The following is a 22,157-nucleotide window of genomic DNA, read 5'->3' on the forward strand; positions in this document are numbered from 1 at the left end:
TTTTTAAACACTGGACTCCCCGGCGTGATTCGCCGACCTACTTGGGTCACTGGACGGACGACCGTACCTGATCCTTTCGCAAGGTTTGACCATGATGAATGCGCGAATTCTTCCGCGAAGCGTCCTCGTCATCGATGGCGAGAATCTGGCGAGGCAAATTACCGCTACTTTCCTGTCGCAGAACGGCTTTTCCGTGTTCCAGTCGGCCAAGCCTTCCCTGGCGAAAGATTGTCTGTGTCGGGCCAAACCAGACCTGATCGTCGTCAATTGGTCGTTTGCGCAGGCGTCTCCGGAGGCCTTCATCGAAAGCCTGCGAACATCCCTGGCCCACCCCCACACACCGGTCATCGCAATCGACCAGGGCGCGGGCGAGCAGCAGGCCATTGAGGCGCTGGAGGCCGGCGCTGATGACTTCTTGGTCAGGCCTTTTTCGCCCGCCCTGTTGCTGGCAAGGATGATGGCGGTACTGCGCCGGCGCGCCCCTGAGATTTCAGACAGAGAGGTGACAGTCAGTGCGCTCACGCTCAACCCCGCCAGGCACGAGGTCACTTGTCTGGTCGGGCACAGGGAGGTCCGCATCGAAATCGGCCCCACGGAATTTCGGATGCTGCACTTCCTCATGAGCAAACCGGAGGTTGCGCATACACGGCTGGAAATCCGCAACAGGGTCTGGGGTGAGGACCAGGCCATCGATGAACGGACGATCGATGCCCACATCAAGCGCCTCAGGACTGCGCTGGCCCCGACTGGGATGGATTCCATGATCCAGACGGTAAGGCTAGTGGGCTATCGGCTTTCTCGCAAACCTCTGACTTCCGACCTGACCGATGCGGGCATCTTGCCGCGCCCCCCGGCACCGGTGCCGAGGGCTACCAGCCGCAGGCCGTTCATATTTGCAGCCCAGTGAAAGCCCTCGCTGAGGACTGACCTCCACAGGTCAGGAAGATACCTTTGCGGCGTCCGTACCTACCACCTTGAACCGCTTCATCTTCTCCCACAAGGTCTTGCGGCTGATTCCCAGAAGCTCTGCCGAACCCGACACACTGCCTTCGGCGCGCTGAAGCGCACGCTGTATGTGGCGGCGCTCTGCCTCTTCCACCATCGCCTGCAGGGGTACAAAATCAGCCGCTTCGTCGTCATTCCCGTGCGACGGATTGCGTGTGGCCGGAGATTCCGCGTCCACGGGCAAATCGATAACGCCCTTATCACTGAGCACGACCGCCTGCTCCAGGTAGGCGCGTAGCTGCCGTGCATTTCCCTTCCAAGTGCGCCCCATGAGGTCGCGCATAAATGGCTCCGAGACAGCGAGCACGCGGCCGTGCTCCGCCGTCAACTGTCCCAGCATGCGCTGTGCAAGCCAGCGGATGTCCTCGGGCCGCTCGCGCAAGGGCGGGAGGCGCAGATTGATGACGGCCAAGCGATAGAAAAGGTCTTCCCGGAACGAACCGGCCACCATGTCTGCATACAGGTCACGGTTGGTGGCTGCAATCACTCGAAAGTCACTGACCGTGGTGCGCTCCGAACCTAAACGGAAGAAGCAGTGCTCTTGCAGAGCCCGCAATAGCTTGGCTTGCATATGGTGCGGCAGGTCTCCCACCTCATCCAGAAACAGCGTCCCTCCGTGCGCCCGCTCCATGAATCCTCTGTGCGCGCGCTGCGCGCCCGTGAAGGCTCCTTTCTCGTACCCGAAAAACTCCGCCTCCATCATGTTCTCCGGGACCGCAGCGCAGTTGACGGCCACGAAGTCGCCTTTGGCCTTGCGCGGATCCAGACTGTGGATGAACTGCGCGGCTACTTCCTTGCCCACACCCGATTCGCCCGTGAGCAACACGGAAGACTTCTGCCCAGCAATCTTGTGGATCATTTCTTCGATCCTGCGCATCGACTGGGATACCCCGAGAACTGCGTCGTCGGTCTCAGGATGACCGGCAGAGGTACAGGCGTGTACCTGCTCCACCAAGCGTTCAATTTCGAAGGGCTTGGTGAGGTACTCCCGGGCTCCCGCCCGGATGGCGGCCACAGCGTCATTCACACTGCCATAGCCTGTCAGGAAAAACCACGGGATGGACCGGCTTGCCGGCGGCAGACTCGAAAACCAGTCGGTGGCCAATCCGTCAGGCAGGCGCACGTCGCTGATGACCACGGCCCAGGGATCAGCGATACGGCCAGTGGCCTCGGCCAAGCGGCGGCACCAGACCACCTGATAGCCCTCCAGTTCGAAGCGCTGCTGCAGCGATTCGCCCATGATTGGATCGTCTTCAACGAGTAACAGTGACTTGCTCATGTGCATTGAGGTTGGGTATCCAGAAACAAAGCTCGGTTGCAGCCGCTGAATCGGCGACCAAGTGAAAGCCGCCACCGAAGCGATTGGCAATCTCGCGGCATATCCACAGGCCGAATCCACGGGGGTCATTGCCCCCCTCGGATGCGACGCGAGTCTCCAAGTCAGCCGCCGTCAGGCGCAAGCCGGTATTGCCGATGCTGATTCGCAAGACCTGCGCATCTGACTGGACCAAGGCATGCGCCAGTCCGCCATCGCCTGCGGCTTTGATGGCGTTCAACAACAAATTGAGCATGACCTGGCGCACCACCGCTGACGGAACGCGAAACGCCGAAGAGATGTCCAGGTGGAGGCTGATCTGCACGCCCAGGCGCTGTGCCTCGGGCTGAACCAGCGTGACAACGTCGTTGATGTCGCCGGGGAGCAGGGCCCGGTCTTCCACGCGCGCCTGGGGCAGCAGAGCTGCCGTCATGGTCTGGATCTGCTTAAGGCCTCTGTCGATCAGATCGATGCTGCGAATCCGTGTTTCTTCTGCTGCGCCATGGATGCGCAGGGTCTGGGCGACAGTGAGCAGGCCCGCCAGTGGGTTGTTGATCTCGTGCGCAACCGCTGCGGTGATGCGCCCAACCGCAGCCAGGCGCTCAGCCGACAGCGCACGCAGTTCAGCCTCCTGGCGCACCTGAAGCTCGGATAGCAGGCGCCTGACCGCATCCCCAATGCGATTGAGTTCGGGATCCTTGGCCACGGGCACCTGGGCGCTCAGTTGCGCGGCATCGGTGCGGCCGATCTTTGCGATGCAACTCGCGATTTGCGCGATGGGCCGGCCCATCCGCTCGCCCAAAAACCAGCCGGCTGGCACCAGCAGTGCAGCTGCCAGCAGCGCACCTATCGCCGCAGGCTGGGCAACAGCCACCCAGTCGGTTGCAAAAGCAGGGGCATCGATCTCGACATACACAAATCCCAGCAAACCACCGTCCTCGCTGCGGATAGGCTCCACGAGTGTCAGCGCGCCATCATCGGCCGCCTGCTCAACCCGGGCGCGAATATCATTCGCCGCCAGAGCAAGCTTCGCATGCGCTGACTCTCCCAATGCCATGACCCCGGTCACCAGCCTGGAAGGATCAGAGCCTGCGAGAAACCGACCCTTAGCGTCAAGGATGGCGGCACGTGTCTGGCCCCGCTCTGTGCCCGGTAGTAACGCCGCTGTGTCTCGCAGCAGGGTGTAGGCACGCCAGGTATCGTCTGCGGCGAGCAGGGGCCGGGCCTGGGCCCTCAGAAGAACCATCGCCTGGCGCACGGTGGTCAATACCTCTTGCCTGGCTGAGCGCGCGGCTATCTGGGCCGCCACAGCCGAAACCAGCAAAGCCGAAACCAAGACGGCCAATACCAGCCCGAGCGGTACCTGAAAACGATAGGGAAGCCTGCGAAACATGGACTCAGCCCGCCCGCGCCTGCTCTTCGGCGAGGCGTTCGATGGAGGCAAAGATGCTGGCAGGCTCCTGTGCGAATCCGTCCAGGTTGAGGGCCTGCAACAAAGGCTTTCCGAGAGGGTCTTGACCCATGCCCGCCAGGGCCGATTGCAGACTCCGGGCTGCCGCGTCGTACATGCCGCTTTGCACTACCAATGGCGGGAACCCGAAGGACTCAGACCGCCACACTACCTCGGTGGCAAATGCAGCAGCCATGCCCTGGCGACGCATGGTCTCCCACACATAGCCGTCGATGCACCCTGCGTCGGCCAGCTGCGCCGCCACAGCTTCCGCAACGTTGCGATGGCCGTGGGCAAAGAATGATCGGCGAAGGTCGCGCGCACGTAGATCGGCCTGCCGCAACTGCGCCTGCGGTACCAGCCAGCCCGAGTTGGAGAGCGGATCCGAATAGGCCAGTGCACGACCTTTCAACTGGGCCCAGCCCTCGATCTTGTGGCGCTGGTCCACCGGGCGAATCAAGTAGGACCTGTAGAGCGGCTGGCCTTCGAACAGGGGTACCGAGAGCAACTCCAGCCGAGTGCGTTGCCGCACGAACGGATACCCGCATACCCAGGCGGCCTCCAAATGGCCAGCGAACAGAAGGTCAAGGATCTCCTGGTACGACTCGCGGGTGGTGAAGGTGACCTCGGCGTTCGTACGACTGGAGAGATAGGTCCCCCAGCGGGACAGAAACGCCGCTTGGTCGGCAAGGATCACCGCCGTCAGTCCAACGCGAATGCGCGGCACATTGTGGGCACTGGCACCGCCGGCGCAGCCCGCCAGGGCAGGCAGCACCCGGAGCACAGTTCTTCGTTGCATCGTGGGTTCTATGGTTACGAAACCGTAACTTAGCGCCCTTGTGAGAGTTACCAAACCCGGACATACCCGAGGATTGACTTCGCTAAGTGCTTGAAATCATTGATTTCCTGTGCGGGCATCCAACTTGCACAAGTCCGTTGTCAGCACACACAACGGAGACACGATGGAAAACCCAAAACTCAGCCGGCGCATCTTCATGATGACCAGCGGGGGCAGCGCGGCTGCCTTGGCCACGACCCACCTCGGCACCGCACATGCGGCGCCATCCAGCGCAGCGGGCGCGGGCGCCACCACGCTGAACTACCCGCGCCGGGCAGTCGGCAAGGCCCGCGCCATGCCGGTGAACGAAGCCGTCACGTTCAACTATCCCGATGCCAGCTCCATGTGCTACGCCATCCGCATGGGCGCGCCCGTTCCTGGCGGTGTCGGCCCTGACAAGGACATCGTCGCCTACAGCGCCATGTGCACCCACATGGGCTGCCCCGTCACCTACGACGGCGGTACCAAGACCTTCAAGTGCGGTTGCCATTTCTCGGTGTTCGACCCAGAGAACAGCGGCCAGATGGTGTGCGGCCAGGCAACGGAGGACCTTCCGAGAATTCTGCTGGAGTACGACGCACGCACCGACAGCGTGCAGGCCGTCGCCATCAACGGCCTGCTGTACGGCCGCCAATCCAATGTTCTGTGAGGAAGGTACACCATGAGCACCGACATCAGAGACCGTATCGCGCTGCCTCCCAAGGACGCGCAAAAGAGCAACATGACATGCCACTTCTGCATCGTCGGTTGCGGCTACCACGTCTACAAGTGGGACGTGAACCGGGAAGGCGGGCGCGCACCGGGCGAGAACGCCCTGGGTGTGGACTTCCGAAAGCAGGTGCCGCCCATGGCCATCACCATGACCCCTGCCATGACCAACACCATCACCGACCACTCGGGCAAGCGGTGGAACATCATGGTCCTGCCGGACAAGGCATGCGTGGTCAACAGTGGCCTGTCATCCACCCGAGGCGGGAAGATGGGTTCGTACATGTACACCTCCGACGGGATCGGCAAGGACCGCCTGAAGACGCCTCGCATCTTCCGGGGCGTGGACTGGTTTGACACCACATGGAGTGAAGCGCTCGCCATCTATGCCGGCGTGACCAAGAAGATTCTCGACACCGACGGCCCTTCGGGCGTGATGTACGACTGCTTCGACCACGGCGGCGCGGGTGGCGGCTTCGAGAACACCTGGGGTACGGGCAAGCTGATGTTCTCGGCCTTGAAAACGCCCATGGTGCGCATACACAACCGCCCCGCATACAACTCCGAATGCCATGCCACGCGCGAGATGGGCATCGGTGAATTGAACAACAGCTACGAAGACGCGCAGGTGGCCGACTGCATCGTGGCGACGGGCTGCAACCCCTATGAGACCCAGACCAATTATTTTCTCAACCACTGGGTGCCCAACCTGTCTGGCGGCACCTCCGACAAAAAGAAGAAGTGGTTCCCCGGCGAGGCAGCTGCGGCGGGCAAGCTGATCGTGGTCGATCCGCGACGCACATCCACCATCGCCATTGCCGAGCAGGTGGCAGGCAAGGAAAACGTGTTGCACCTTGACCTGGAGCCGGGCACGGACACTGCCTTGTTCAATACGCTTCTCACCTACGTGGTGGACCAGGGATGGCACGACAAGGCGTTCATCAGCTCTCGCACGTCGGGCTTTGACGAGGCCATGAAGACCAACCGCATGTCCCTTGAAGAAGGAGCCAGGATCACTGGGCTGCCTATCGAAAAGATCAAGAAGGCGGCTGAATGGGCCTACAAGCCGAAGTCTTCGGGGCACCAACCCAGGACGATGCACGCCTACGAGAAGGGCATCATCTGGGGCAACGACAACTATGTGATCCAGAGCGCGCTGGTGAGCCTGGTCATCGCTACGCAGAACGTGGGGCGTCGTGGGACCGGCGTCGTGCGCATGGGTGGGCACCAAGAGGGCTACACGCGGCCCCCTTACCCAGGCGACAAGAAGATCTACATCGACCAGGAGGTCATCCAGGGCCGCGGCCTGATGTACACCATCTGGGGTACCAATCCCTTCCAGTCCACCAACAACGCGCAGCAGCACCGGGAAGTGCTGACGCGCCGCGCCAACATCGTGCGCGAGGCCATGGCAAAGGCCCGTGGTGCGGACGTGGCGGCGATGGTGGACGTCATCTATGACGCCTGCAAGAACAAGGGCGGGCTGTTCGTCGTTGGCATCAACCTGTACCCGACCAAGCTGGCAGAGGCCGCACACATGCTGCTTCCCGCAGCGCAGCCCGGGGAGATGAACCTCACCTCGATGAACGGGGAGCGTCGCCTTCGCTTGTCTGAGCGGTTCATGGATCCACCGGGCTCCGCCAAACCCGACTGCCTGATTGCGGCGGACATCGCGAACACCCTCAAGGCCCTGTACTCCCAGGCTGGCAACGCCAGCATGGCGGCCCGGTTCAATGGATTCGACTGGAAGACGGAGGAAGATGCCTTCAACGACGGATTTCGCCAGGCAGGTCGGCCCGGCGCTGGCCATATCGACAGCCAGGGTGGTGACACAGGCTATTTGGCCACCTACGAACTCCTGCGCAAGGCGGGCAACGATGGTGTGCAGCTTCCGATTGTCGAAGTCAAGGGCGGCAAGCTGATCGGCACGCCGATACTCTACGGCGACGGTAAGTTCGACACCAAGGACGGCAAGGCGGCGTTCAAGCCAGCCAGTTGGAATGGCCTGCCCGCACCCATTGCCGCCCAGAAGACGAAGCACAAGTTCTGGATCAACAATGGTCGCGCCAACGAGGTATGGCAAACCGCCTACCACGACCAGTACAACGAGCTGGTCAAGGACCGCTACCCGATGGCTTACCTGGAAATGAATCCGAGCGACACCGGGGCCCTGGGCCTGAGCGCTGGCGATGTCGTCGAGGTGTTCAACGACTATGGCAGCACCTATGCCATGGTGTACCCCGCCAAGTCGATCAAAGCCGGGCAGACCTTCATGCTGTTCGGCTACTTCAACGGCACGGCTGGCAACGTGACCAGCGACTGGACGGACCGCAATGTGATTCCCTACTACAAGGGCGCGTGGGCCAGCATCCGGCGGGTGGGCACCTTGGCAGACTACAAAGCGACCGTGTCCTTCAAGGAAAGGCACTTTGCATGAGTGCGGTGCCCAACCCGGCGGCAGGGCTAACCCCTGGGCACCAGGACCCGCTACAGCCCCGGACCAGCGTGCGGGCAGAGCCAGACCTGATGGCACTGCTCGCACGCCGCAAGAACACATCTCCCAGGCGCCTGTCCGGGCCCGGCCCAGATGCGCACACCCTTTCGGCTGTGATGGAGGCTGCAGTCACTGCACCGGACCATGGCCTGCTGGTTCCATGGCACTTCATCCTCATTCCGAAAGACATGCGGCAAGCGCTTGGCCGGGCGTTTGCAGCGGCATTGATCGAGCGCGATCCAGGCGCGACGGAGGCCCAGACCACGGCTGCAGCAGAGAAGGCCGATCGCGCACCGTGCCTGCTGGTTGCCGTTATGCACGCTGATGACGGCACCAGTGGCATCCCTGACCAGGAGCGGCTAGTGTCTCTGGGGTGCGCGATACAGAACATCCTGCTCGCCGCAACATCGATGGGCTATGCGAGTGGCCTGACCAGCGGCCGGTCGCTGGGCTCGAACGCCGTGCGCTCTCTGCTCGGGCTTCATCCACACCACCGTGCCATCTGCTTCATCGCACTGGGCACGTCCTCGGCGCCGCCGCGTGAGCGGCAACGCCCCGATCCCCATTCCGTTCTGCGCGTTCTATCCGCGTAGTTTCTCCACTAACCCGTCTACTTTGCATTCCATGTTTCGTTCCATCTCCCAGATATCCGGCATTGCCGTTGTGCTCATTCTTGCCAATCCTGCCGCCCAAGCCAGCGATGCTCTTGCCACGAAGAGCAACTGCATGGCCTGCCATTCCAAAAACACAAAAATTGTGGGACCCGCTTTCAAGGATATAGCCGCCAAATACGCGGGCGAAAAGGGTGCGACCGACAAGCTCGTGCAGAAAGTGAAGAAAGGCGGCGGTGGGGTGTGGGGACCCATGCCCATGCCGCCCAATGCGGGCCTGTCTGATGCAGATGCGCGAGCGTTGGTGGTGTGGATCCTGCAGATAAAGTGACGGGCTTGTTGCAGTACGAAAGCACAGGCGTCAACGCCCCAGCAGACCCCTGGACAGAAGTCCTTGCGGCCCGGCGAAGTCTTACCGCAGCGAAAGCCGCAGCGCCAGCGCCGCCAGGGTGACCAGCAGCACGGGAACGGTGATCACCGCCCCCACGCGGAAATAGTAGCCCCAGCTGATGCGGATGCCCTTGCGTGCCAGCACATGCAGCCACAACAGCGTGGCCAGCGAGCCAATGGGGGTGATCTTGGGCCCCAGGTCGCTGCCGATGACGTTGGCGTAGATCATCGCTTCCTTGACCACGCCGGTGGCGGCAGAGGCATCGATGGACAGCGCGCCTACCAGCACGGTGGGCATGTTGTTCATGATGGATGACAGAACCGCCGTCAGCACCCCGGTTCCCATGGCCGCACCCCAGATGCCGTAGCTGGCAAAGGCGTTGAGCCACTGGCTGATGTACGCCGTCAGCCCCTGGTTGCGCAGCCCGTAGACCACCAGGTACATGCCCAGCGAGAAGATGACGATCTGCCAGGGTGCCTCGCGCAGCACCTTGGTGGTGCTGATCACCTTGCCACGGCCCGCCACGGCCAGCAGCAGCACGGCGCCTGCGGCTGCGGTGGCGCTGACCGGCACGCCCAGCGGCTCCAGCCCGAAAAAGCCGATCAGCAGCCAGGCCAGCACCGCCCACCCCGTGCGAAAGGTCGCCAGGTCGCGGATGGCGGCCGATGGGGGCTTGAGCTGCCCCGGGTCGTACGCAGCCGGAATCTCCTTGCGAAAGTACAGCAGCAACACCGCCAGCGAGGTCGCGACCGAGGCGATGTTCACCGGCACCATGACCGAGGCGTATTCATTGAACCCGATGCGAAAGAAGTCGGCCGAGACGATGTTCACCAGGTTGGACACCACCAGCGGCAGGCTGGCCGCGTCGGCAATGAAGCCCGCTGCCATCACGAACGCCAGGGTGGCGCCGGGGCTGAACCCCAGGGCCACCAGCATGGCAATCACGATGGGGGTGAGAATGAGGGCCGCGCCGTCATTGGCGAACACCGCCGCGACAGCCGCGCCCAAGAGCACGATGAGCGCAAACAGCATGCGGCCGCTGCCGCGCCCCCAGCGCGCCACATGCAGGGCCGCCCACTCGAAGAAGCCCGCCTCGTCGAGCAGCAGGCTGACGATGATGATGGCGATGAAGGCGGCCGTGGCGTTCCACACGATCTGCCAGACCACGGCGATGTCGGACAGCTGCACGACGCCGGTGAGCAGGGCCACGGCGGCGCCCGCGCTGGCGCTCCAGCCGATGCCCAGCCCGCGCGGCTGCCAGATGACCAGGGCAATGGTGGCGACGAATATTGACAGAGCCAGAAGCATCTGTTTCCTCTTTCTTGGTGCTCGCGCGTGAGAACTCCCCAGATCCAGCGGATCAGGAGCAATACGTGCAGGGGTTTGTGATGGGCAACCGGTCGAAATGCTTGCGCTGTCGGCGCGGCTATACACCGGGAGTTTGAATATTTCAATAGTAGTTGCATAATTGATTTCATGCAACCTTCTCAACCAATCACGATCTTCCACAACCCGGCCTGCGGAACGTCGCGCAACGTGCTCGCGATGATCCGCCACGCCGGCATCGAGCCTACTGTCGTCGAGTACCTCAAGACGCCGCCCAGCCGCGAAAAGCTCACCGAGCTGATCGCCGCCATGGGCATCCCTGTGCGCGCGCTGCTGCGGCAAAAAGGCACGCCGTACGACGAGCTGGGCCTGCAAGACCCCGCGCTGTCTGACGAGCACCTGCTGGACGCCATGCTCGCCCACCCGATCCTCATCAACCGGCCCATCGTCGTGGCGCCCGCCGGCACGCGGCTGTGCCGCCCCTCCGAGGCGGTGCTGGACCTGCTGCCCGCGCTGCCCGGCCCGTTCACCAAGGAAGACGGTGAGCTGGTCATCGACGCCCAAGGACAGCGGGTCGCTTGAGCTCAGGCAAGCTTGGCGGCAATGGCCGCAGGCCTTACGCGGATGGCGCTGCGGGCTGCAGGCGGCCTGCGGAGCTGGAATGCCGCACGTCCAACCCGTTGGTTGCGTAGATCGTGAACTCTGCCAGGTTCTTGGCGTGAGCGCCGATGCGCTCGATGGCCTTGGCTGCAAAGAGCAAATCCAGGCCTGCGCGTACGCTGCGAGTGTCGTTGGCCATGTGCGTGATCATGGAGCGCACGAACCCCTCCAGCGCAGCTTTGATCGCTAGGTCATCTTCAAGCAAACTCAGGGCGGACGGAGCGTCCATCCGTGCCAGCGCATCCAGCGATTTGCTCAGTTGCTCAGATGCCAGATCTCCCGCGATGCGCAGACCTGACGTCGGAAAGTCCCGTGTCCGGCTGTGCTCATGCATCGCTTTGCCCATGCGGGCTACCTTTACTGCCTCATCCCCCGCGCGCTCAAGGTTGGCCGTGGTCTTCGACAGCGCCATGAGCAGTCTCAGGTCCATAGCGGCTGGTTGTCTACGGGTGATGATGGAGCACACTTCGCGGTCAATCTCCAGCTCCATGGCATTGACGTCCCGCTCCCTTTGGAGAACTCTTTGAACTACCTCAGGAGTGGGGCAAGCCACACAGTAGAGTGCCTGGGATACCTGGTTTTCCACCAGCCCGCCCATGCTCAAGACGCGACGAGTGATGTCTTCCAGCTCTGCGTCAAACTGATGATCCAGATGCCGCCCGGACATGGGCGCATCAGCCGAAACGGCCCGTGATGTAGTCTTCGGTTTCGCGTCGGCGCGGCTTCATGAAGACATCCTTGGTCATACCGAATTCGATCAACTCGCCCAGATACATGTAGGCGGTGTAATCGGATACCCGTGCGGCCTGCTGCATGTTGTGGGTCACGATGAGGACAGTGACCTTGGATTTCATCTCGGCGATCAGCTCCTCGATGCTGCTGGTGGCAATCGGATCGAGCGCGGATGTCGGCTCATCGAACAGGATGAGTTCGGGGTCGGTCGCCAACGACCTCGCGATGCACAGACGCTGCTGCTGCCCGCCCGACAGGTTCATGGCCAACTCGCCCAGGCGGTCCTTCACTTCGTTCCAAAGCGCTGCGCTCTTCAATGCGGCTTCCACCTTGTCTTCCATGTAGCTGCCGGACTTTTCGCCCCGCACCTTCAGGCCGTAGGCCACATTCTCGAAGATCGACTTGGGAAACGGGTTGGGCTTCTGGAAGACCATGGAAATGCGCATGCGTACTTCGATGGGGTCGACCGCAGGGTCCAACAGGTCCACATCATCCGGCAGCAGTTGGATGCTGCCACCGTATTTGTTGCCCGGGTACAGGTCATGCATGCGGTTGAAGCAGCGCAGGTACGTGGATTTACCGCAGCCGCTGGGGCCAATCAGAGCAGTCACCCTGTTCTCGTAGACAGGCATTGAGATGCCCTTGAGCGCCTTGAAATCGCCGTAGTGAAACTCCAGGTTGCGGGACTCGGCTTTTGTCGGCGGTACTGGCTCGTCTGCCTCTTCCACCGCGTCGTTCGCGGTCAGATGACGATGGGTGCTTGGTTTCGCGATCATGGGCAGGTCACCACTTGATGTTTTTGCGCAGGCGGTATCTCAACCAGATGGCCGCTGCGTTCATGCAAAGAGTCATAAGGACCAAAACAAAGCTGGCTGCAGCAGCGTTCTGGAGGAAGGCGGGGTCCGGGCGGGATGTCCAGTTGAAGATCTGAATGGGCATCACGGTAAAGGGTGACGTCAGCCAGTCGAACATGCCTGCCGGGGGCGTGCCGCTGAAAGGCACAGGCGGCAAGAAGGCGATGAACGTAAGTGCTCCGATGGTGATGATGGGCGCCGTCTCACCGATGGCACGCGACATGCCAATGATCACGCCCGTGAGGATGCCTGGAAGGCTGTAGGGGACCAAGTGATGGCTCACCACTTGGAAACGGGAGGCCCCACACGCATACGCTCCTTCGCGGACGTGCACTGGAATGGAGCGCAGCGCTTCTCGGGTGGTCGTGATGACGATCGGCAGTATCAGCAACGCGAGCGTCAACCCGGCGGTAAGGATGCTCTGGCCGAGGCCGAAGGTGTAGATGAACAGACCCAAGGCAAGCAGACCGTAGATGATGGACGGTACGCCAGCAAGGTTCGTAATGTTGATCTCGATGACATCAGTGAACCAGTTCTTGCGTGCGTACTCCTCCAGGTAGATGGCGCTGCTGATGCCAATAGGAACCGCCACTGCAGCGGTCACCATCATCACCAGGATGGAGCCGACCCATGAGGACAGGATCCCTGCGTTGGCCGCCCGGCGCGATGGGAAAGAGGTGAAAAACTCGGTGCTCAGCCGGGGTATCCCCGTGATCGCCATGTCCAGAAATAGCACCAGGAGAGTCATCACGGCGACCATGATGGAGAGGATGCCCAGCGCGCCAAACAGCAGGTCCCAGCGCTTTCTTGTGCGTATTGAAGCACGCAGCGCGTTTGTCTTCGCGTTCATCAGTACACCTCCCGGTAGCGGCGGCGCATCCAGTGGCCGATGAGATTGAATGTCAAGGTCAGCACCATCAGTGACAGCCCCGCAGCGAAGATGGTTTGATAACCGACGCTGCCATGGGGAAGGTCTCCGAGGGCCACCTGCACGATGTAGGCGGTGATCGTCGCGGCCGGCTCCAGCGGATTCAGCGTGAAGTTGGGTTGCATGCCTGCGGCTACTGCGAGGATCATGGTTTCACCGACGGCCCGCGAGATTCCCAGGATGTAGGCGGAAGCGATGCCGGACGTAGCGGCAGGCACCACCACACGCATGGCCGTCTGCAACCGCGTACCGCCCATGGCATATGAGCCCTCGCGCAGGGTCATGGGCACGGCGCGCATCGCATCTTCAGCAAGAGACGAGACGTACGGGATGATCATTACCCCCATGACCAAGCCGGCAGACAGGATGTTGAATGTCGGCAAGCCCGGGTAGATCTTCTGAATCAGCGGGGTCACAAACATCAGTGCGAAATATCCGTAGATGATTGTCGGGATCCCGGACAGGATCTCCAGCACCGGCTTGAGCACCTCGCGCACCCTGTGCTGAGCGAACTCCGACAGGTAGATGGCGATCATGGTGCCCAGTGGTATTGCTACCGCTAGTGCCACCAGCGAACTAGTGAGGGTTCCGGACATCAGTACCCAGATGCCGAAGTGCGCATCTGAGAAAAGCGGAGTCCATTGCTTGTCGGTAAGGAACTGCCAGATGGGCACGGCGGAAAAAAAGACCACGGACTCTTTGACCAGGATATAGACAATGCCGATGGTGGTGAAGACGGATACGCAGGCGCACATCAGAAGGACGAACTCGATGAGAGCTTCCTTTTGCTTGCGGATCTTTTTGTTGCGTGCGTATTGGGCCAGTTTCGCCGCGCCGGTCGCACGGGGCGGGCTGGTCCTGGCGCCAAGGGGGGCGGCTGGCAAGGTGCTCACTAGGGTGATCCTGAAAAAGGCGTTAGAGGCGCCCACAGCCTCGAAAAGCGAGGCTGTGGGCTATGCCGTGCTTAGAACTTGGCTTCGCGCTTTTGCAGTTCTTCGATGGTTACGCCGACTTCCGCTACGCCGCCGAACACGGTGCCCTTCTTGCCCTTGGCAAGGTGCTCTTCGTTATTCTTGTAGGCGTTGGCCGGCAGTGGCACGTACTTGACTTCCTTCATGATCCGCGAGCCTTCCTTCATGTAGAAGGCGACGAATTCCTTGACCTCGGCCCGCTCCAGCGATTTGGAGTTCACGTAGATGAAAATGGGGCGTGCCAAGGGCTGGTAAGAGCCGTTGATGACGTTCTGCTCATTGGGTGCAACAGCAGCCTTGCCCGCCTTTTCCACGATGGGCAGGGCCTTGAGAGTGCTTTGGTTTTCCGCGTAGTAGGCATATCCCAGGTAGCCGATCGCATTCACGTCGCCCGCGACACCCTTGACCGTGACGTGATCGTCTTCAGTCGCGGCGTAGTCACCGCGGCTGGCCTTGGACTTGCCGTTGATGGCTTCAGTGAAATAGTCAAACGTGCCCGAATCCGAACCGGCGCCATACAACTTGAGCGGGGCATCGGGGAAGGCGGGGTTCACTTGCTTCCACGAAGTGATCTTGCCCTGTGCAGCAGGCTCCCACATGGTCTTGAGTTCCGCAACCGACAATTGCTTGAGGAAGGTGTTCTTGGGGTTGACCACCACGGTCAGAGCGTCAAAGCCCACTGGCAGCTCGAAGTACTCGACGCCAGCGGCCTTGCATGCGTCCATTTCAGCCTTCAGGATAGGGCGCGATGCGTTGGAGATGTCTGTCTCGCCGCGGCAGAACTTCTTGAAACCGCCGCCGGTGCCAGAGATGCCAACGGTGACTTTCATGGCACCCTTCTTCAGCTTCTGGAAGTCTTCGGCGACACCTTCAGTGGGAGGGAAAACGGTCGAAGATCCATCGATCTTCACAACCTGCGCATATCCAGGGACTGCGGTCAACGACGCGAACGCTGCGCAAGCGAGCGCCAGCTTGAAAGACATTTTTTCCATGGGAGCCTTGATGGGTAGTTGGATGATTGCCGACATAACTAGAAATGTGGATATGTCGAAGCGAATTCTGTGCAGGTTTGGTGACAGATTCGTGACAGGCGCTATTCCGTCGCCGGTGGCCAATGGATTAAAGACCGCCACAAACCTGTCATGTGCTGCGGCGATAATGCTCTGTTAGTCTCCTCGCAGCCAAACCCGGTGCCCTCGCGCTTCCCTGATGAACACTGATCAAGCCGTCATTGCCCTTGCCGCTTTGGCCCAACCCTCGCGTCTAGGCATCTATCGCCTGCTGGTCGTGGCTGGTGAGGCTGGGATGTCGGTCGGAAAGATCGGAGAGCAACTTCAACTGGCGCCTGCGACGCTGTCCTTTCACATGAAGGAACTCACGCACGCCGGCTTGATCAACGGGCGGCAGGAAGGTAAGTTCGTTTTTTATCGAGCGCAGTTTCCGCGGATGAATGAACTCCTGGCATTCCTGGCCGAACATTGCTGCAATGGCTCACCGGAGGAATGCGGAATTGCACTGCCCCAATGCGTCGAAGACACCCTGTCCCAGACCAGGCAACCTGCGAAGCAGACTGCTCCCCAACCTACTTGAGCCGAGCGGTCGATGGTGGAGGGCGACTGAGGGCATAACCCTTCATGCCGAGTTGTCTCACAACATTACAACAATTGTTGTATAGTCAATTCGTGGATAAAATAGCTGCAACATCCGTTTTTGAATCTCTGTCCTCACCCGTGAGGCTTGATGTATTCCGCCTCCTCGTGAAGCAAGGCCCTGCGGGCATGGTTGCGGGGGAGATCGCCTCCGCCTTGGACCTCCCCCCCACCAACTTGTCGTTTCACCTCAAGGCGATGACCCATGCCTCCTTGCTGACGGTCGAGCAGGAGGGGCGTTATCAGCGTTATCGGACCAACATTTCAGTCATGGTGGAGGTCATCGCCTACCTCACGGCGGAGTGCTGCGCTGGCAATCCCGGTCAGTGTGTGGAACTGAGTGGGCCAACCGGCTGTGGTGAAGTCGTAGCGCCAGTGGCGTCTCCTGCGAAGACCAGGAAGGCTTCGAAGGTCGTCACTGTGGAGTGAAGCAGGACTCACTCTGGTGTCTTCTTTCGGTCATTAATTCAATGTTTAATGGAATATTGAAATGAAAACAATTCAAATTTTTGATCCTGCGATGTGCTGCAACTCTGGAGTGTGCGGTGTTGATTCCGACCAGGCGCTTGTGAACTTCGCCGCCGACTTGCGATGGGCTCAAGGACATGGAGCGCAGATTGAGCGCTTCAACCTCGCCCAGCAGCCCGTGGCGTTTGCGGACTCCCCGCCAGTGAAGCGGTTCCTGGAAACTTCCGGAATTGAGTCGCTTCCACTGGTCCTGGTGGATGGGCAAGTTGTATTGGCTGGGCGCTATCCGGCGCGTGGCGAACTGGCCCGTTGGGCAGGGATTGAAGCCGAAGGCACTCCTGCCGCAGTTCGCAGTTGCTGCGCAGGCAACGGATGCTGCTGAATCCGACCGTTCCATGCACATTCTTGACGCCCCCCCCAGATTTCTCTTCTTCACAGGCAAGGGAGGTGTCGGCAAGACTTCGATCGCCTGCGCCGTTGCAGTCCATCTTGCTGAGTCGGGTTCGCGAGTGCTCTTGGTAAGCACGGACCCAGCGTCCAACGTGGGTCAGGTGTTCGGTATTTCAATTGGCAACCACGTGACGCCTGTGCCGAGCGTGGCGCTGTTGTCCGCGTTGGAGCTGAATCCCGAGGAGACGGCGCTCGCTTACCGCGAGAATATCGTTGCTCCGGTCAGAGGCGTGCTCCCGCCCGCAGTGGTCATCGGTATAGAAGAGCAGCTATCGGGGGCCTGCACCACGGAGATAGCGGCGTTTGACGCGTTCACGGCGCTCCTCACCAGTGAGTCTCTGGACCAGGATTTTGATCATGTGGTGTTTGATACTGCCCCTACTGGCCACACCATCAGGTTGCTGCAACTGCCGGGTGCCTGGAGCACCTTTCTTGAAACAGGTAAAGGCGACGCGTCGTGTCTGGGCCCACTGGCCGGGTTGCAGAAACAGCAGTCGCAGTACCGTCAAGCGCTGAGTGCATTGACGGATCCTTTGCATACGCGCGTTGTGCTGGTAGCGCGTGCCCAGGGTGCTGCATTGCGCGAGGCAGCGCGCACCCATTCCGAGCTTTCTGATATCGGCATTGAGCGGCAGCATCTGGTGGTGAACGGGTTGCTGCCAGAGAGTGAAGCGGTTCAGGACGCAGTTGCCGCCGCAATTTTTCGCCGCGAGACCGCGGCCATGGGCGCGATGCCCGAGCAACTGCTAGCTCTTCCCACGGACCGCATTGCACTGAAGTCCTTCAACTTGGTCGGCGTGGAGGCACTTCGCGCGCTGCTCGACGAGCGTGTCTACCCTGGTGAAGCCTCCCTAGACGTTGCACCAGTAGTCGCCCCGCAACTGGGCAGTTTGGTCTCCGATCTTGCCAAAGAAGACCACGGCCTGATCATGCTGATGGGCAAAGGTGGGGTGGGCAAGACAACCCTTGCTGCCGCCATCGCCGTAGGGCTGGCCCAGCGCGGGTTGCCCGTGTTGTTGACCACGTCAGATCCGGCCGCCCACCTTAATGATGCCCTCGTGGGAACTCTGGACAACCTCTCGGTGGGGCGCATTGATCCGCACGTGGAAACCGAGCGATATCGCCAGCATGTGCTCGCCACAAAAGGCGCGAAGCTGGACCCGCAGTCGAGAGCGCTCCTGGAAGAGGACCTCCGCTCGCCATGCACTGAGGAGGTTGCCGTATTTCAGGCATTTTCTCGGATCATTCGCGAAGCGGGCAAGAAGTTCGTCGTGATGGATACGGCGCCTACCGGCCATACGCTTTTGCTGTTGGACGCCACTGGAGCCTATCACCGTGAAATAGCGCGGCAGATGGACAGTACCGGGTTGCACTACACGACCCCTCTCATGGATCTTCAGAACCCACGCAAGACGAAGGTGATCGTTGTAACGCTCGCCGAGACCACGCCTGTGCTGGAAGCTACGAGTTTGCAATCCGACTTGCGACGTGCCGGGATCAGCCCATGGGCATGGATCGTGAACAACAGCTTGGCGGCTGCGCGGCCTGGTTCCGCATTGCTGCAACAGAGAGCACGCAATGAACTGAGAGAGATTGATGCCGTAGCTCACAAGCATGCCACGCGCTACGCCGTGGTTCCGTTGCTGAGAGAAGAACCAATAGGCATCGAACGCCTGTCTGCATTGTCTGAGAGTGGATTCGATCAAGAAGCCCCATTGATCACGTCCCCTGACTTGGGTCCAAAAGATTTCCCCTCCACCCCAACTGGCTAAGGAGCCTTCTCATGAGCGAAAAAATCTACAACGTGCTGTTCATCTGCACACACAACTCTGCCCGCTCCATCCTGGCAGAAGCTATCTTGAACCACTTCGGAGGAGCGCGCTTCAAGGGCTACTCGGCTGGCAGCTTTCCCTCGGGCAAAGTCAACCCGCTGGCACTGACCACACTGGAACGCCTGCATGTGCCGGCCACTGATGCGCGCAGCAAGAACTGGGAGGAGTTCGCCGCGCCTGGCGCTCCTGAATTGGACTTCGTGTTCACCGTGTGTGACAACGCTGCCGGCGAAGTCTGCCCCATCTGGCCAGGTCAGCCAATGAGCGCACATTGGGGCGTACCTGACCCATCTGCTGCTGAAGGAACACCTGATGAAGTGACAAAGGCATTCCGCGACACCGCTCTTATTCTGAAGCGGCGCATCGAGTTGCTGCTTGCTCTGCCGCTGCACAAACTCGATTCCCTGGCCATCAAGCGCCAAGTTGAGGACATTGGTCGAGCATAAGCAGGGCCCGCCACCAGCGCTGCATCTCTCTAAGACCTTGCCAAGACCATGACCACCCACATCCTCATCCTCTGCACGCACAACTCCGCACGCAGCGTGCTGGCCGAAGGCATGCTCAACCACCTGGCTGCCGTGCGCGGCCTGGACGTGCAGGCCCACAGTGCGGGCAGTGCGCCCAGTGGCCGCATCAACCCCCTGGCGCTCGAAGCGCTGGCCAGCGCGGGCGTCAAGACCGAGGCGTTTCGCAGCAAGAGCTGGGACGAGTTCACCGCCGCCGACGCGCCGGTGATGCGCATCGTCATCACCGTCTGCGACAGCGCCGCCAGCGAGGTCTGCCCATACTGGCCCGGCACCCCCATCCAGATGCACTGGGGCTACCCCGACCCCTCCAACGCACAGGGCGGCGACGAGGCCAAACGCCAGGCCTTCGAGATCACGCGCCAGGCCATCGGCTACCGCATGCTTCAACTGCTGGAGTTGCCGCTGGACGAACTGAGCGACGCGGACCTGCAAGCGCAACTGAACAGGATCGCGCACAGTTGACCGCACACTGGGCGCGCACCAACTTGCGCGACCCTCTCTACACTTATCTGCCTCATGCATCCAGACTTACCCCAAATCGACGCCCAATTGCTGCAGCAACCTGACACCGCGCGCCTGTCCGCACCGTTGGTATCCACCCACCCCGTGCGCATCCTGATGCTGTACGGCTCTCTGCGCGAGCGCTCGTTCAGCCGCCTGGCCACCGAGGAGGGTGCGCGCATCCTCACTGCGTTGGGGGCTGAGGTGAAGGTCTTCAACCCCGAGGGCCTGCCCCTGGCCGACGGTGCCCCGGATACGCACCCCAAGGTGGTGGAGTTGCGCGCACTGGCCGCCTGGTCCGAGGGCATGGTCTGGTGCTCGCCCGAGCGCCACGGCGCGATGACCGGCATCATGAAGACCCAGATCGACTGGATTCCGCTGTCTGTCGGTGCTGTTCGCCCTACGCAGGGCAAGACGCTGGCAGTCATGCAGGTGTGCGGCGGCTCGCAGTCGTTCAACGCCGTCAACCAGCTGCGCGTGCTGGGGCGCTGGATGCGCATGATCACCATCCCCAACCAGTCCTCGGTGGCCAAGGCCTTTCAGGAGTTTGGCGACGACGACCGCATGAAGCCATCGCCATACTACGACCGCATCGTGGACGTGATGGAGGAACTGGTGAAGTTCACCTTGCTTACCCGTGACGTGTCCCCCTACCTGGTGGACCGCTACAGCGAGCGCAAGGAGTCGGGTGAGGCACTGATGCGGCGGGTGAACCAGGCGTCGATTTGACGACGGACATCGTCAGGCAGGAGCACATCGCATCCGCCCAAGAAAAAAGGACGGCGGGTGCCGTCCATGTTTTTTCTTGTCTACATCGTGATCTTGTGCGTCCAGCGGGGTAACCCGCTGCGCGACAGGTGTTTGACCAAAGAGTCCGTTCCGAAGAACTTCACGCGGCCACTTTCCATGAATGCCAAAGCCGCCTGATCGACTTTGAGCCCGGAATCGATAGCATTTGTTGGCTACTTTGCAAGCGCAAGCCAGCCTCTTTCTGCTTGTACATCGAATTGCTAAGTCGCCTCGGGCGACTCAAGGTTCACACCTCCACGATGCAGTTGAGTAAAGACACGTGCACATCGTCCGGCGTCCTGTACAGAGATTTTTTGCTGGGATGGAGCAGTTGCGCCCGTCTATTTTCGGCAGGGCCGACGGGTGGATTGGAAGCTAATGATCAATCCATGGGAAGTACGATATAACTCACTCTCCCTCCTTTACCGTGACTACATATGAACCGTGCTGATCTTGTCGGAATCCTTGCTTCAAAGAATGACCTTTCTAAGGTCGCAGCGAACGCTGTCCTCGATACGCTCATCGACACCATTCAGACTGCCGTCAAGAAGGGCGATGCAGTTCAACTGGTCGGCTTCGGCACGTTCAAGTCTGCGAAGCGCGCCGCGCGCACAGGCAAGAATCCATCCACCGGCGCCGCGTTGAAGATCCCTGCATCCACCGTGCCAAAGTTCGTGGCCGGTGCCAAATTCAAGGCCGCGGTAGATCCCAAGGCCGCAAAGCGCAAAGCAGAAAAGGCTGGCAAGTAGTCTGCGTTTCGCCTTCAAATCAATTCCAGCGATTGACCGCCAGGGCTCACCGCTTTGGCGGTTTTTCTTTGAGCGAAGCAGCTATCCAACTCGATTCGTACACAATGCGCGCATGAATACTTTCTCAAATGCATTCCGCGCTGAAGTCGTCCGCATGGCGCGCAAGGAACTCAAGCCAGAGCTGCAGAGCATGCGCAAGGCGCTTACCTCACACCGTTCGGAGATTGCGGCACTCAAGCGCGAAGTTAAAGCGTTGACCTCGCAACTCAAGGCAACCCAGAAGTCGGTCAAAGTGCCGGTGCAAGCCTCCGTAGTCGAAGAAGCGCCCGTGCGCAAGGGCGGTCGAAAGTGGGTTTTCAAACCAGAAGCATTGGCGGCAAAGCGATCTGAATTGGGTATCTCAGCACAAGACATGGCCAAGCTGCTGCAGGCTTCTTCCCCGTCTGTCTACAAGTGGGAAGCCGGCAAAGCCGCTCCTCGCGCAACGCAACTGGAGCGTATCCACGAGGTGCTTGGCATGGGCAAAAGAAAAGCCCTCGCACTGCTCGCAGACGGCCAGTAAAGCTTTGCTGGCTTCCTTGATCAGGAAGCTTGCCTGGCCCGCAGCACCTTCGAACCAGAGAAAATGCACTCCAGCTTCTCATTGATGTAGTCCGACATCACTGGGTGCAGCGGCAGCGTTTGCCCGTTGTGCACATTGCATTGCGTGAAGTCAATCCCGTCCCTGTGTGCAGCCCGGCAGGCCGTGATGTACTCATTCATGAGCCCGGCAAACTCGATGAAGGGATGGTTGCCGATGGACACGGCGCTGCGATAAAACGCATCCGCTGTCTCCTGCATGCGGCTCAAAGCTACCAAGCGTTCATTGGCGTCCATGTTTTCTTCTCCATCGAAACTCTGATGAAGAAA

The 22,157-nt window shown here is 60.7% G+C and carries 25 protein-coding genes; 15 read left to right on the forward strand and 10 right to left on the reverse strand.

The annotated features are described in order from the left end of the window. Nucleotides 1–91 precede the first annotated feature (91 nt). Nucleotides 92–907, forward strand: coding sequence for a winged helix-turn-helix domain-containing protein (locus tag U5N23_RS24710; protein WP_322595340.1), 816 nt, complete (start codon nucleotides 92–94; stop codon nucleotides 905–907). A gap of 30 nt (nucleotides 908–937) precedes the next feature. Here U5N23_RS24710 and U5N23_RS24715 read toward each other — a convergent pair whose 3' ends face one another. From U5N23_RS24715 to U5N23_RS24725, 3 genes are read right to left on the reverse strand one after another with little or no spacing between them, the layout of a single operon-like run. Beyond that, nucleotides 938–2,284, reverse strand: a complete 1,347-nt coding sequence (locus U5N23_RS24715) for a sigma-54 dependent transcriptional regulator (RefSeq protein ID WP_322595341.1) — start codon at nucleotides 2,282–2,284, stop codon at nucleotides 938–940. Beyond that, nucleotides 2,259–3,713: a HAMP domain-containing sensor histidine kinase gene (locus U5N23_RS24720; RefSeq protein WP_322595342.1), complete on the reverse strand. Its 1,455-nt coding sequence runs from the start codon at nucleotides 3,711–3,713 to the stop codon at nucleotides 2,259–2,261. Before U5N23_RS24720 ends, U5N23_RS24715 begins: the two co-directional genes overlap by 26 nt. A gap of 4 nt (nucleotides 3,714–3,717) precedes the next feature. Next, a complete protein-coding gene (locus U5N23_RS24725) occupies nucleotides 3,718–4,569 on the reverse strand; it encodes a PhnD/SsuA/transferrin family substrate-binding protein (protein WP_322595343.1) in 852 nt (283 codons plus the stop codon). Nucleotides 4,570–4,732: 163 nt separating this feature from the next. Between U5N23_RS24725 and U5N23_RS24730 the strand changes: the two genes are divergently transcribed. From U5N23_RS24730 to U5N23_RS24745, 4 genes are all read left to right on the forward strand, one after another. Next, nucleotides 4,733–5,257 (forward strand): arsenate reductase (azurin) small subunit, encoded by a 525-nt coding sequence (locus U5N23_RS24730; RefSeq protein ID WP_322595344.1) that lies wholly within the window; start codon nucleotides 4,733–4,735, stop codon nucleotides 5,255–5,257. 12 nt (nucleotides 5,258–5,269) lie between these two features. After that, nucleotides 5,270–7,753, forward strand: a complete 2,484-nt coding sequence (locus U5N23_RS24735; RefSeq protein WP_322595345.1) for an arsenate reductase (azurin) large subunit — start codon at nucleotides 5,270–5,272, stop codon at nucleotides 7,751–7,753. Between the two features lie 89 nt (nucleotides 7,754–7,842). Then, nucleotides 7,843–8,403, forward strand: a complete 561-nt coding sequence (locus U5N23_RS24740; protein WP_322595346.1) for a nitroreductase family protein — start codon at nucleotides 7,843–7,845, stop codon at nucleotides 8,401–8,403. Nucleotides 8,404–8,434: 31 nt separating this feature from the next. Then, the gene (locus tag U5N23_RS24745) at nucleotides 8,435–8,752 is read left to right on the forward strand and encodes a c-type cytochrome (RefSeq protein ID WP_322595347.1); all 318 of its coding nucleotides are present in this window, start codon (nucleotides 8,435–8,437) and stop codon (nucleotides 8,750–8,752) included. A gap of 81 nt (nucleotides 8,753–8,833) precedes the next feature. Here the strand turns inward: U5N23_RS24745 and U5N23_RS24750 are convergent, their stop codons facing one another. After that, complete coding sequence (locus tag U5N23_RS24750) at nucleotides 8,834–10,120, reverse strand: arsenic transporter (RefSeq protein WP_322595348.1); 1,287 nt, start codon at nucleotides 10,118–10,120, stop codon at nucleotides 8,834–8,836. A 168-nt stretch (nucleotides 10,121–10,288) separates the two neighbouring features. Between U5N23_RS24750 and arsC the strand changes: the two genes are divergently transcribed. Next, a complete protein-coding gene (arsC, locus tag U5N23_RS24755) occupies nucleotides 10,289–10,720 on the forward strand; it encodes an arsenate reductase (glutaredoxin) (protein ID WP_322595349.1) in 432 nt (143 codons plus the stop codon). A gap of 34 nt (nucleotides 10,721–10,754) precedes the next feature. Here arsC and phoU read toward each other — a convergent pair whose 3' ends face one another. The 5 genes from phoU to U5N23_RS24780 form a co-directional block, all read right to left on the reverse strand. Beyond that, nucleotides 10,755–11,465, reverse strand: coding sequence for a phosphate signaling complex protein PhoU (phoU, locus tag U5N23_RS24760; RefSeq protein WP_322595350.1), 711 nt, complete (start codon nucleotides 11,463–11,465; stop codon nucleotides 10,755–10,757). Between the two features lie 7 nt (nucleotides 11,466–11,472). Beyond that, nucleotides 11,473–12,306 (reverse strand): phosphate ABC transporter ATP-binding protein PstB, encoded by an 834-nt coding sequence (gene pstB / locus U5N23_RS24765; RefSeq protein WP_322595351.1) that lies wholly within the window; start codon nucleotides 12,304–12,306, stop codon nucleotides 11,473–11,475. Nucleotides 12,307–12,313: 7 nt separating this feature from the next. Further along, a complete protein-coding gene (gene pstA / locus U5N23_RS24770) occupies nucleotides 12,314–13,234 on the reverse strand; it encodes a phosphate ABC transporter permease PstA (protein ID WP_322595352.1) in 921 nt (306 codons plus the stop codon). Continuing rightward, nucleotides 13,234–14,205 carry a phosphate ABC transporter permease subunit PstC gene (gene pstC, locus U5N23_RS24775; protein WP_322595353.1) on the reverse strand — a complete coding sequence of 324 codons (972 nt, stop codon included), beginning with the start codon at nucleotides 14,203–14,205 and terminating at the stop codon, nucleotides 13,234–13,236. The genes pstA and pstC overlap by 1 nt, the downstream gene beginning before the upstream one ends. A gap of 71 nt (nucleotides 14,206–14,276) precedes the next feature. Next, nucleotides 14,277–15,311: a PstS family phosphate ABC transporter substrate-binding protein gene (locus tag U5N23_RS24780; RefSeq protein ID WP_322595354.1), complete on the reverse strand. Its 1,035-nt coding sequence runs from the start codon at nucleotides 15,309–15,311 to the stop codon at nucleotides 14,277–14,279. Nucleotides 15,312–15,492: 181 nt separating this feature from the next. Here U5N23_RS24780 and U5N23_RS24785 point away from each other — a divergent pair, with 181 nt between their 5' ends. From U5N23_RS24785 to U5N23_RS24825, 9 genes are all read left to right on the forward strand, one after another. Then, nucleotides 15,493–15,873, forward strand: a complete 381-nt coding sequence (locus tag U5N23_RS24785; RefSeq protein ID WP_322595355.1) for a metalloregulator ArsR/SmtB family transcription factor — start codon at nucleotides 15,493–15,495, stop codon at nucleotides 15,871–15,873. 44 nt (nucleotides 15,874–15,917) lie between these two features. After that, entirely contained in the window at nucleotides 15,918–16,361 is a 444-nt protein-coding gene (locus U5N23_RS24790; RefSeq protein WP_416208662.1) for an ArsR/SmtB family transcription factor, read from the forward strand. Nucleotides 16,362–16,422: 61 nt separating this feature from the next. Beyond that, complete coding sequence (gene arsD, locus U5N23_RS24795; RefSeq protein ID WP_322595356.1) at nucleotides 16,423–16,782, forward strand: arsenite efflux transporter metallochaperone ArsD; 360 nt, start codon at nucleotides 16,423–16,425, stop codon at nucleotides 16,780–16,782. A 13-nt stretch (nucleotides 16,783–16,795) separates the two neighbouring features. After that, nucleotides 16,796–18,622 carry an arsenical pump-driving ATPase gene (gene arsA, locus U5N23_RS24800; protein ID WP_322595357.1) on the forward strand — a complete coding sequence of 609 codons (1,827 nt, stop codon included), beginning with the start codon at nucleotides 16,796–16,798 and terminating at the stop codon, nucleotides 18,620–18,622. Between the two features lie 11 nt (nucleotides 18,623–18,633). Continuing rightward, nucleotides 18,634–19,128, forward strand: coding sequence for an arsenate reductase ArsC (locus U5N23_RS24805; protein WP_322595358.1), 495 nt, complete (start codon nucleotides 18,634–18,636; stop codon nucleotides 19,126–19,128). 48 nt (nucleotides 19,129–19,176) lie between these two features. Beyond that, nucleotides 19,177–19,671, forward strand: a complete 495-nt coding sequence (locus tag U5N23_RS24810) for an arsenate reductase ArsC (protein ID WP_322595359.1) — start codon at nucleotides 19,177–19,179, stop codon at nucleotides 19,669–19,671. A gap of 54 nt (nucleotides 19,672–19,725) precedes the next feature. Continuing rightward, nucleotides 19,726–20,439: an arsenical resistance protein ArsH gene (gene arsH / locus U5N23_RS24815; protein ID WP_322595360.1), complete on the forward strand. Its 714-nt coding sequence runs from the start codon at nucleotides 19,726–19,728 to the stop codon at nucleotides 20,437–20,439. A 497-nt stretch (nucleotides 20,440–20,936) separates the two neighbouring features. After that, on the forward strand, nucleotides 20,937–21,248 hold the full coding sequence (locus U5N23_RS24820; protein ID WP_322595361.1) for an HU family DNA-binding protein: 312 nt from the start codon (nucleotides 20,937–20,939) through the stop codon (nucleotides 21,246–21,248). A gap of 112 nt (nucleotides 21,249–21,360) precedes the next feature. Further along, nucleotides 21,361–21,810, forward strand: coding sequence for a helix-turn-helix transcriptional regulator (locus U5N23_RS24825; RefSeq protein ID WP_322595362.1), 450 nt, complete (start codon nucleotides 21,361–21,363; stop codon nucleotides 21,808–21,810). Nucleotides 21,811–21,830: 20 nt separating this feature from the next. Here U5N23_RS24825 and U5N23_RS24830 read toward each other — a convergent pair whose 3' ends face one another. Further along, nucleotides 21,831–22,124 (reverse strand): hypothetical protein, encoded by a 294-nt coding sequence (locus U5N23_RS24830; protein WP_322595363.1) that lies wholly within the window; start codon nucleotides 22,122–22,124, stop codon nucleotides 21,831–21,833. Nucleotides 22,125–22,157: the final 33 nt, after the last annotated feature.

It is taken from the genome of Acidovorax sp. (assembly GCF_034519795.1).
GTDB lineage: Bacteria > Pseudomonadota > Gammaproteobacteria > Burkholderiales > Burkholderiaceae_C > Acidovorax.

Excerpts from the sequence above, each read along its gene's own strand:
- U5N23_RS24710 (WP_322595340.1), top strand. The coding sequence starts at position 92 with ATGATGAATGCGCGAATTCTTCCGCGAAGCGTCCTCGTCATCGATGGC.
- U5N23_RS24715 (WP_322595341.1), bottom strand. The coding sequence starts at position 2,284 with ATGAGCAAGTCACTGTTACTCGTTGAAGACGATCCAATCATGGGCGAA.
- U5N23_RS24720 (WP_322595342.1), bottom strand. The coding sequence starts at position 3,713 with ATGTTTCGCAGGCTTCCCTATCGTTTTCAGGTACCGCTCGGGCTGGTA.
- U5N23_RS24725 (WP_322595343.1), bottom strand. The coding sequence starts at position 4,569 with ATGCAACGAAGAACTGTGCTCCGGGTGCTGCCTGCCCTGGCGGGCTGC.
- U5N23_RS24730 (WP_322595344.1), top strand. The coding sequence starts at position 4,733 with ATGGAAAACCCAAAACTCAGCCGGCGCATCTTCATGATGACCAGCGGG.
- U5N23_RS24735 (WP_322595345.1), top strand. The coding sequence starts at position 5,270 with ATGAGCACCGACATCAGAGACCGTATCGCGCTGCCTCCCAAGGACGCG.
- U5N23_RS24740 (WP_322595346.1), top strand. The coding sequence starts at position 7,843 with ATGGCACTGCTCGCACGCCGCAAGAACACATCTCCCAGGCGCCTGTCC.
- U5N23_RS24745 (WP_322595347.1), top strand. The coding sequence starts at position 8,435 with ATGTTTCGTTCCATCTCCCAGATATCCGGCATTGCCGTTGTGCTCATT.
- U5N23_RS24750 (WP_322595348.1), bottom strand. The coding sequence starts at position 10,120 with ATGCTTCTGGCTCTGTCAATATTCGTCGCCACCATTGCCCTGGTCATC.
- arsC (WP_322595349.1), top strand. The coding sequence starts at position 10,289 with ATGCAACCTTCTCAACCAATCACGATCTTCCACAACCCGGCCTGCGGA.
- phoU (WP_322595350.1), bottom strand. The coding sequence starts at position 11,465 with ATGTCCGGGCGGCATCTGGATCATCAGTTTGACGCAGAGCTGGAAGAC.
- pstB (WP_322595351.1), bottom strand. The coding sequence starts at position 12,306 with ATGATCGCGAAACCAAGCACCCATCGTCATCTGACCGCGAACGACGCG.
- pstA (WP_322595352.1), bottom strand. The coding sequence starts at position 13,234 with ATGAACGCGAAGACAAACGCGCTGCGTGCTTCAATACGCACAAGAAAG.
- U5N23_RS24780 (WP_322595354.1), bottom strand. The coding sequence starts at position 15,311 with ATGTCGGCAATCATCCAACTACCCATCAAGGCTCCCATGGAAAAAATG.
- U5N23_RS24785 (WP_322595355.1), top strand. The coding sequence starts at position 15,493 with ATGAACACTGATCAAGCCGTCATTGCCCTTGCCGCTTTGGCCCAACCC.
- U5N23_RS24790 (WP_416208662.1), top strand. The coding sequence starts at position 15,918 with ATGCCGAGTTGTCTCACAACATTACAACAATTGTTGTATAGTCAATTC.
- arsD (WP_322595356.1), top strand. The coding sequence starts at position 16,423 with ATGAAAACAATTCAAATTTTTGATCCTGCGATGTGCTGCAACTCTGGA.
- arsA (WP_322595357.1), top strand. The coding sequence starts at position 16,796 with ATGCACATTCTTGACGCCCCCCCCAGATTTCTCTTCTTCACAGGCAAG.
- U5N23_RS24805 (WP_322595358.1), top strand. The coding sequence starts at position 18,634 with ATGAGCGAAAAAATCTACAACGTGCTGTTCATCTGCACACACAACTCT.
- U5N23_RS24810 (WP_322595359.1), top strand. The coding sequence starts at position 19,177 with ATGACCACCCACATCCTCATCCTCTGCACGCACAACTCCGCACGCAGC.
- arsH (WP_322595360.1), top strand. The coding sequence starts at position 19,726 with ATGCATCCAGACTTACCCCAAATCGACGCCCAATTGCTGCAGCAACCT.
- U5N23_RS24820 (WP_322595361.1), top strand. The coding sequence starts at position 20,937 with ATGAACCGTGCTGATCTTGTCGGAATCCTTGCTTCAAAGAATGACCTT.
- U5N23_RS24825 (WP_322595362.1), top strand. The coding sequence starts at position 21,361 with ATGAATACTTTCTCAAATGCATTCCGCGCTGAAGTCGTCCGCATGGCG.
- U5N23_RS24830 (WP_322595363.1), bottom strand. The coding sequence starts at position 22,124 with ATGGACGCCAATGAACGCTTGGTAGCTTTGAGCCGCATGCAGGAGACA.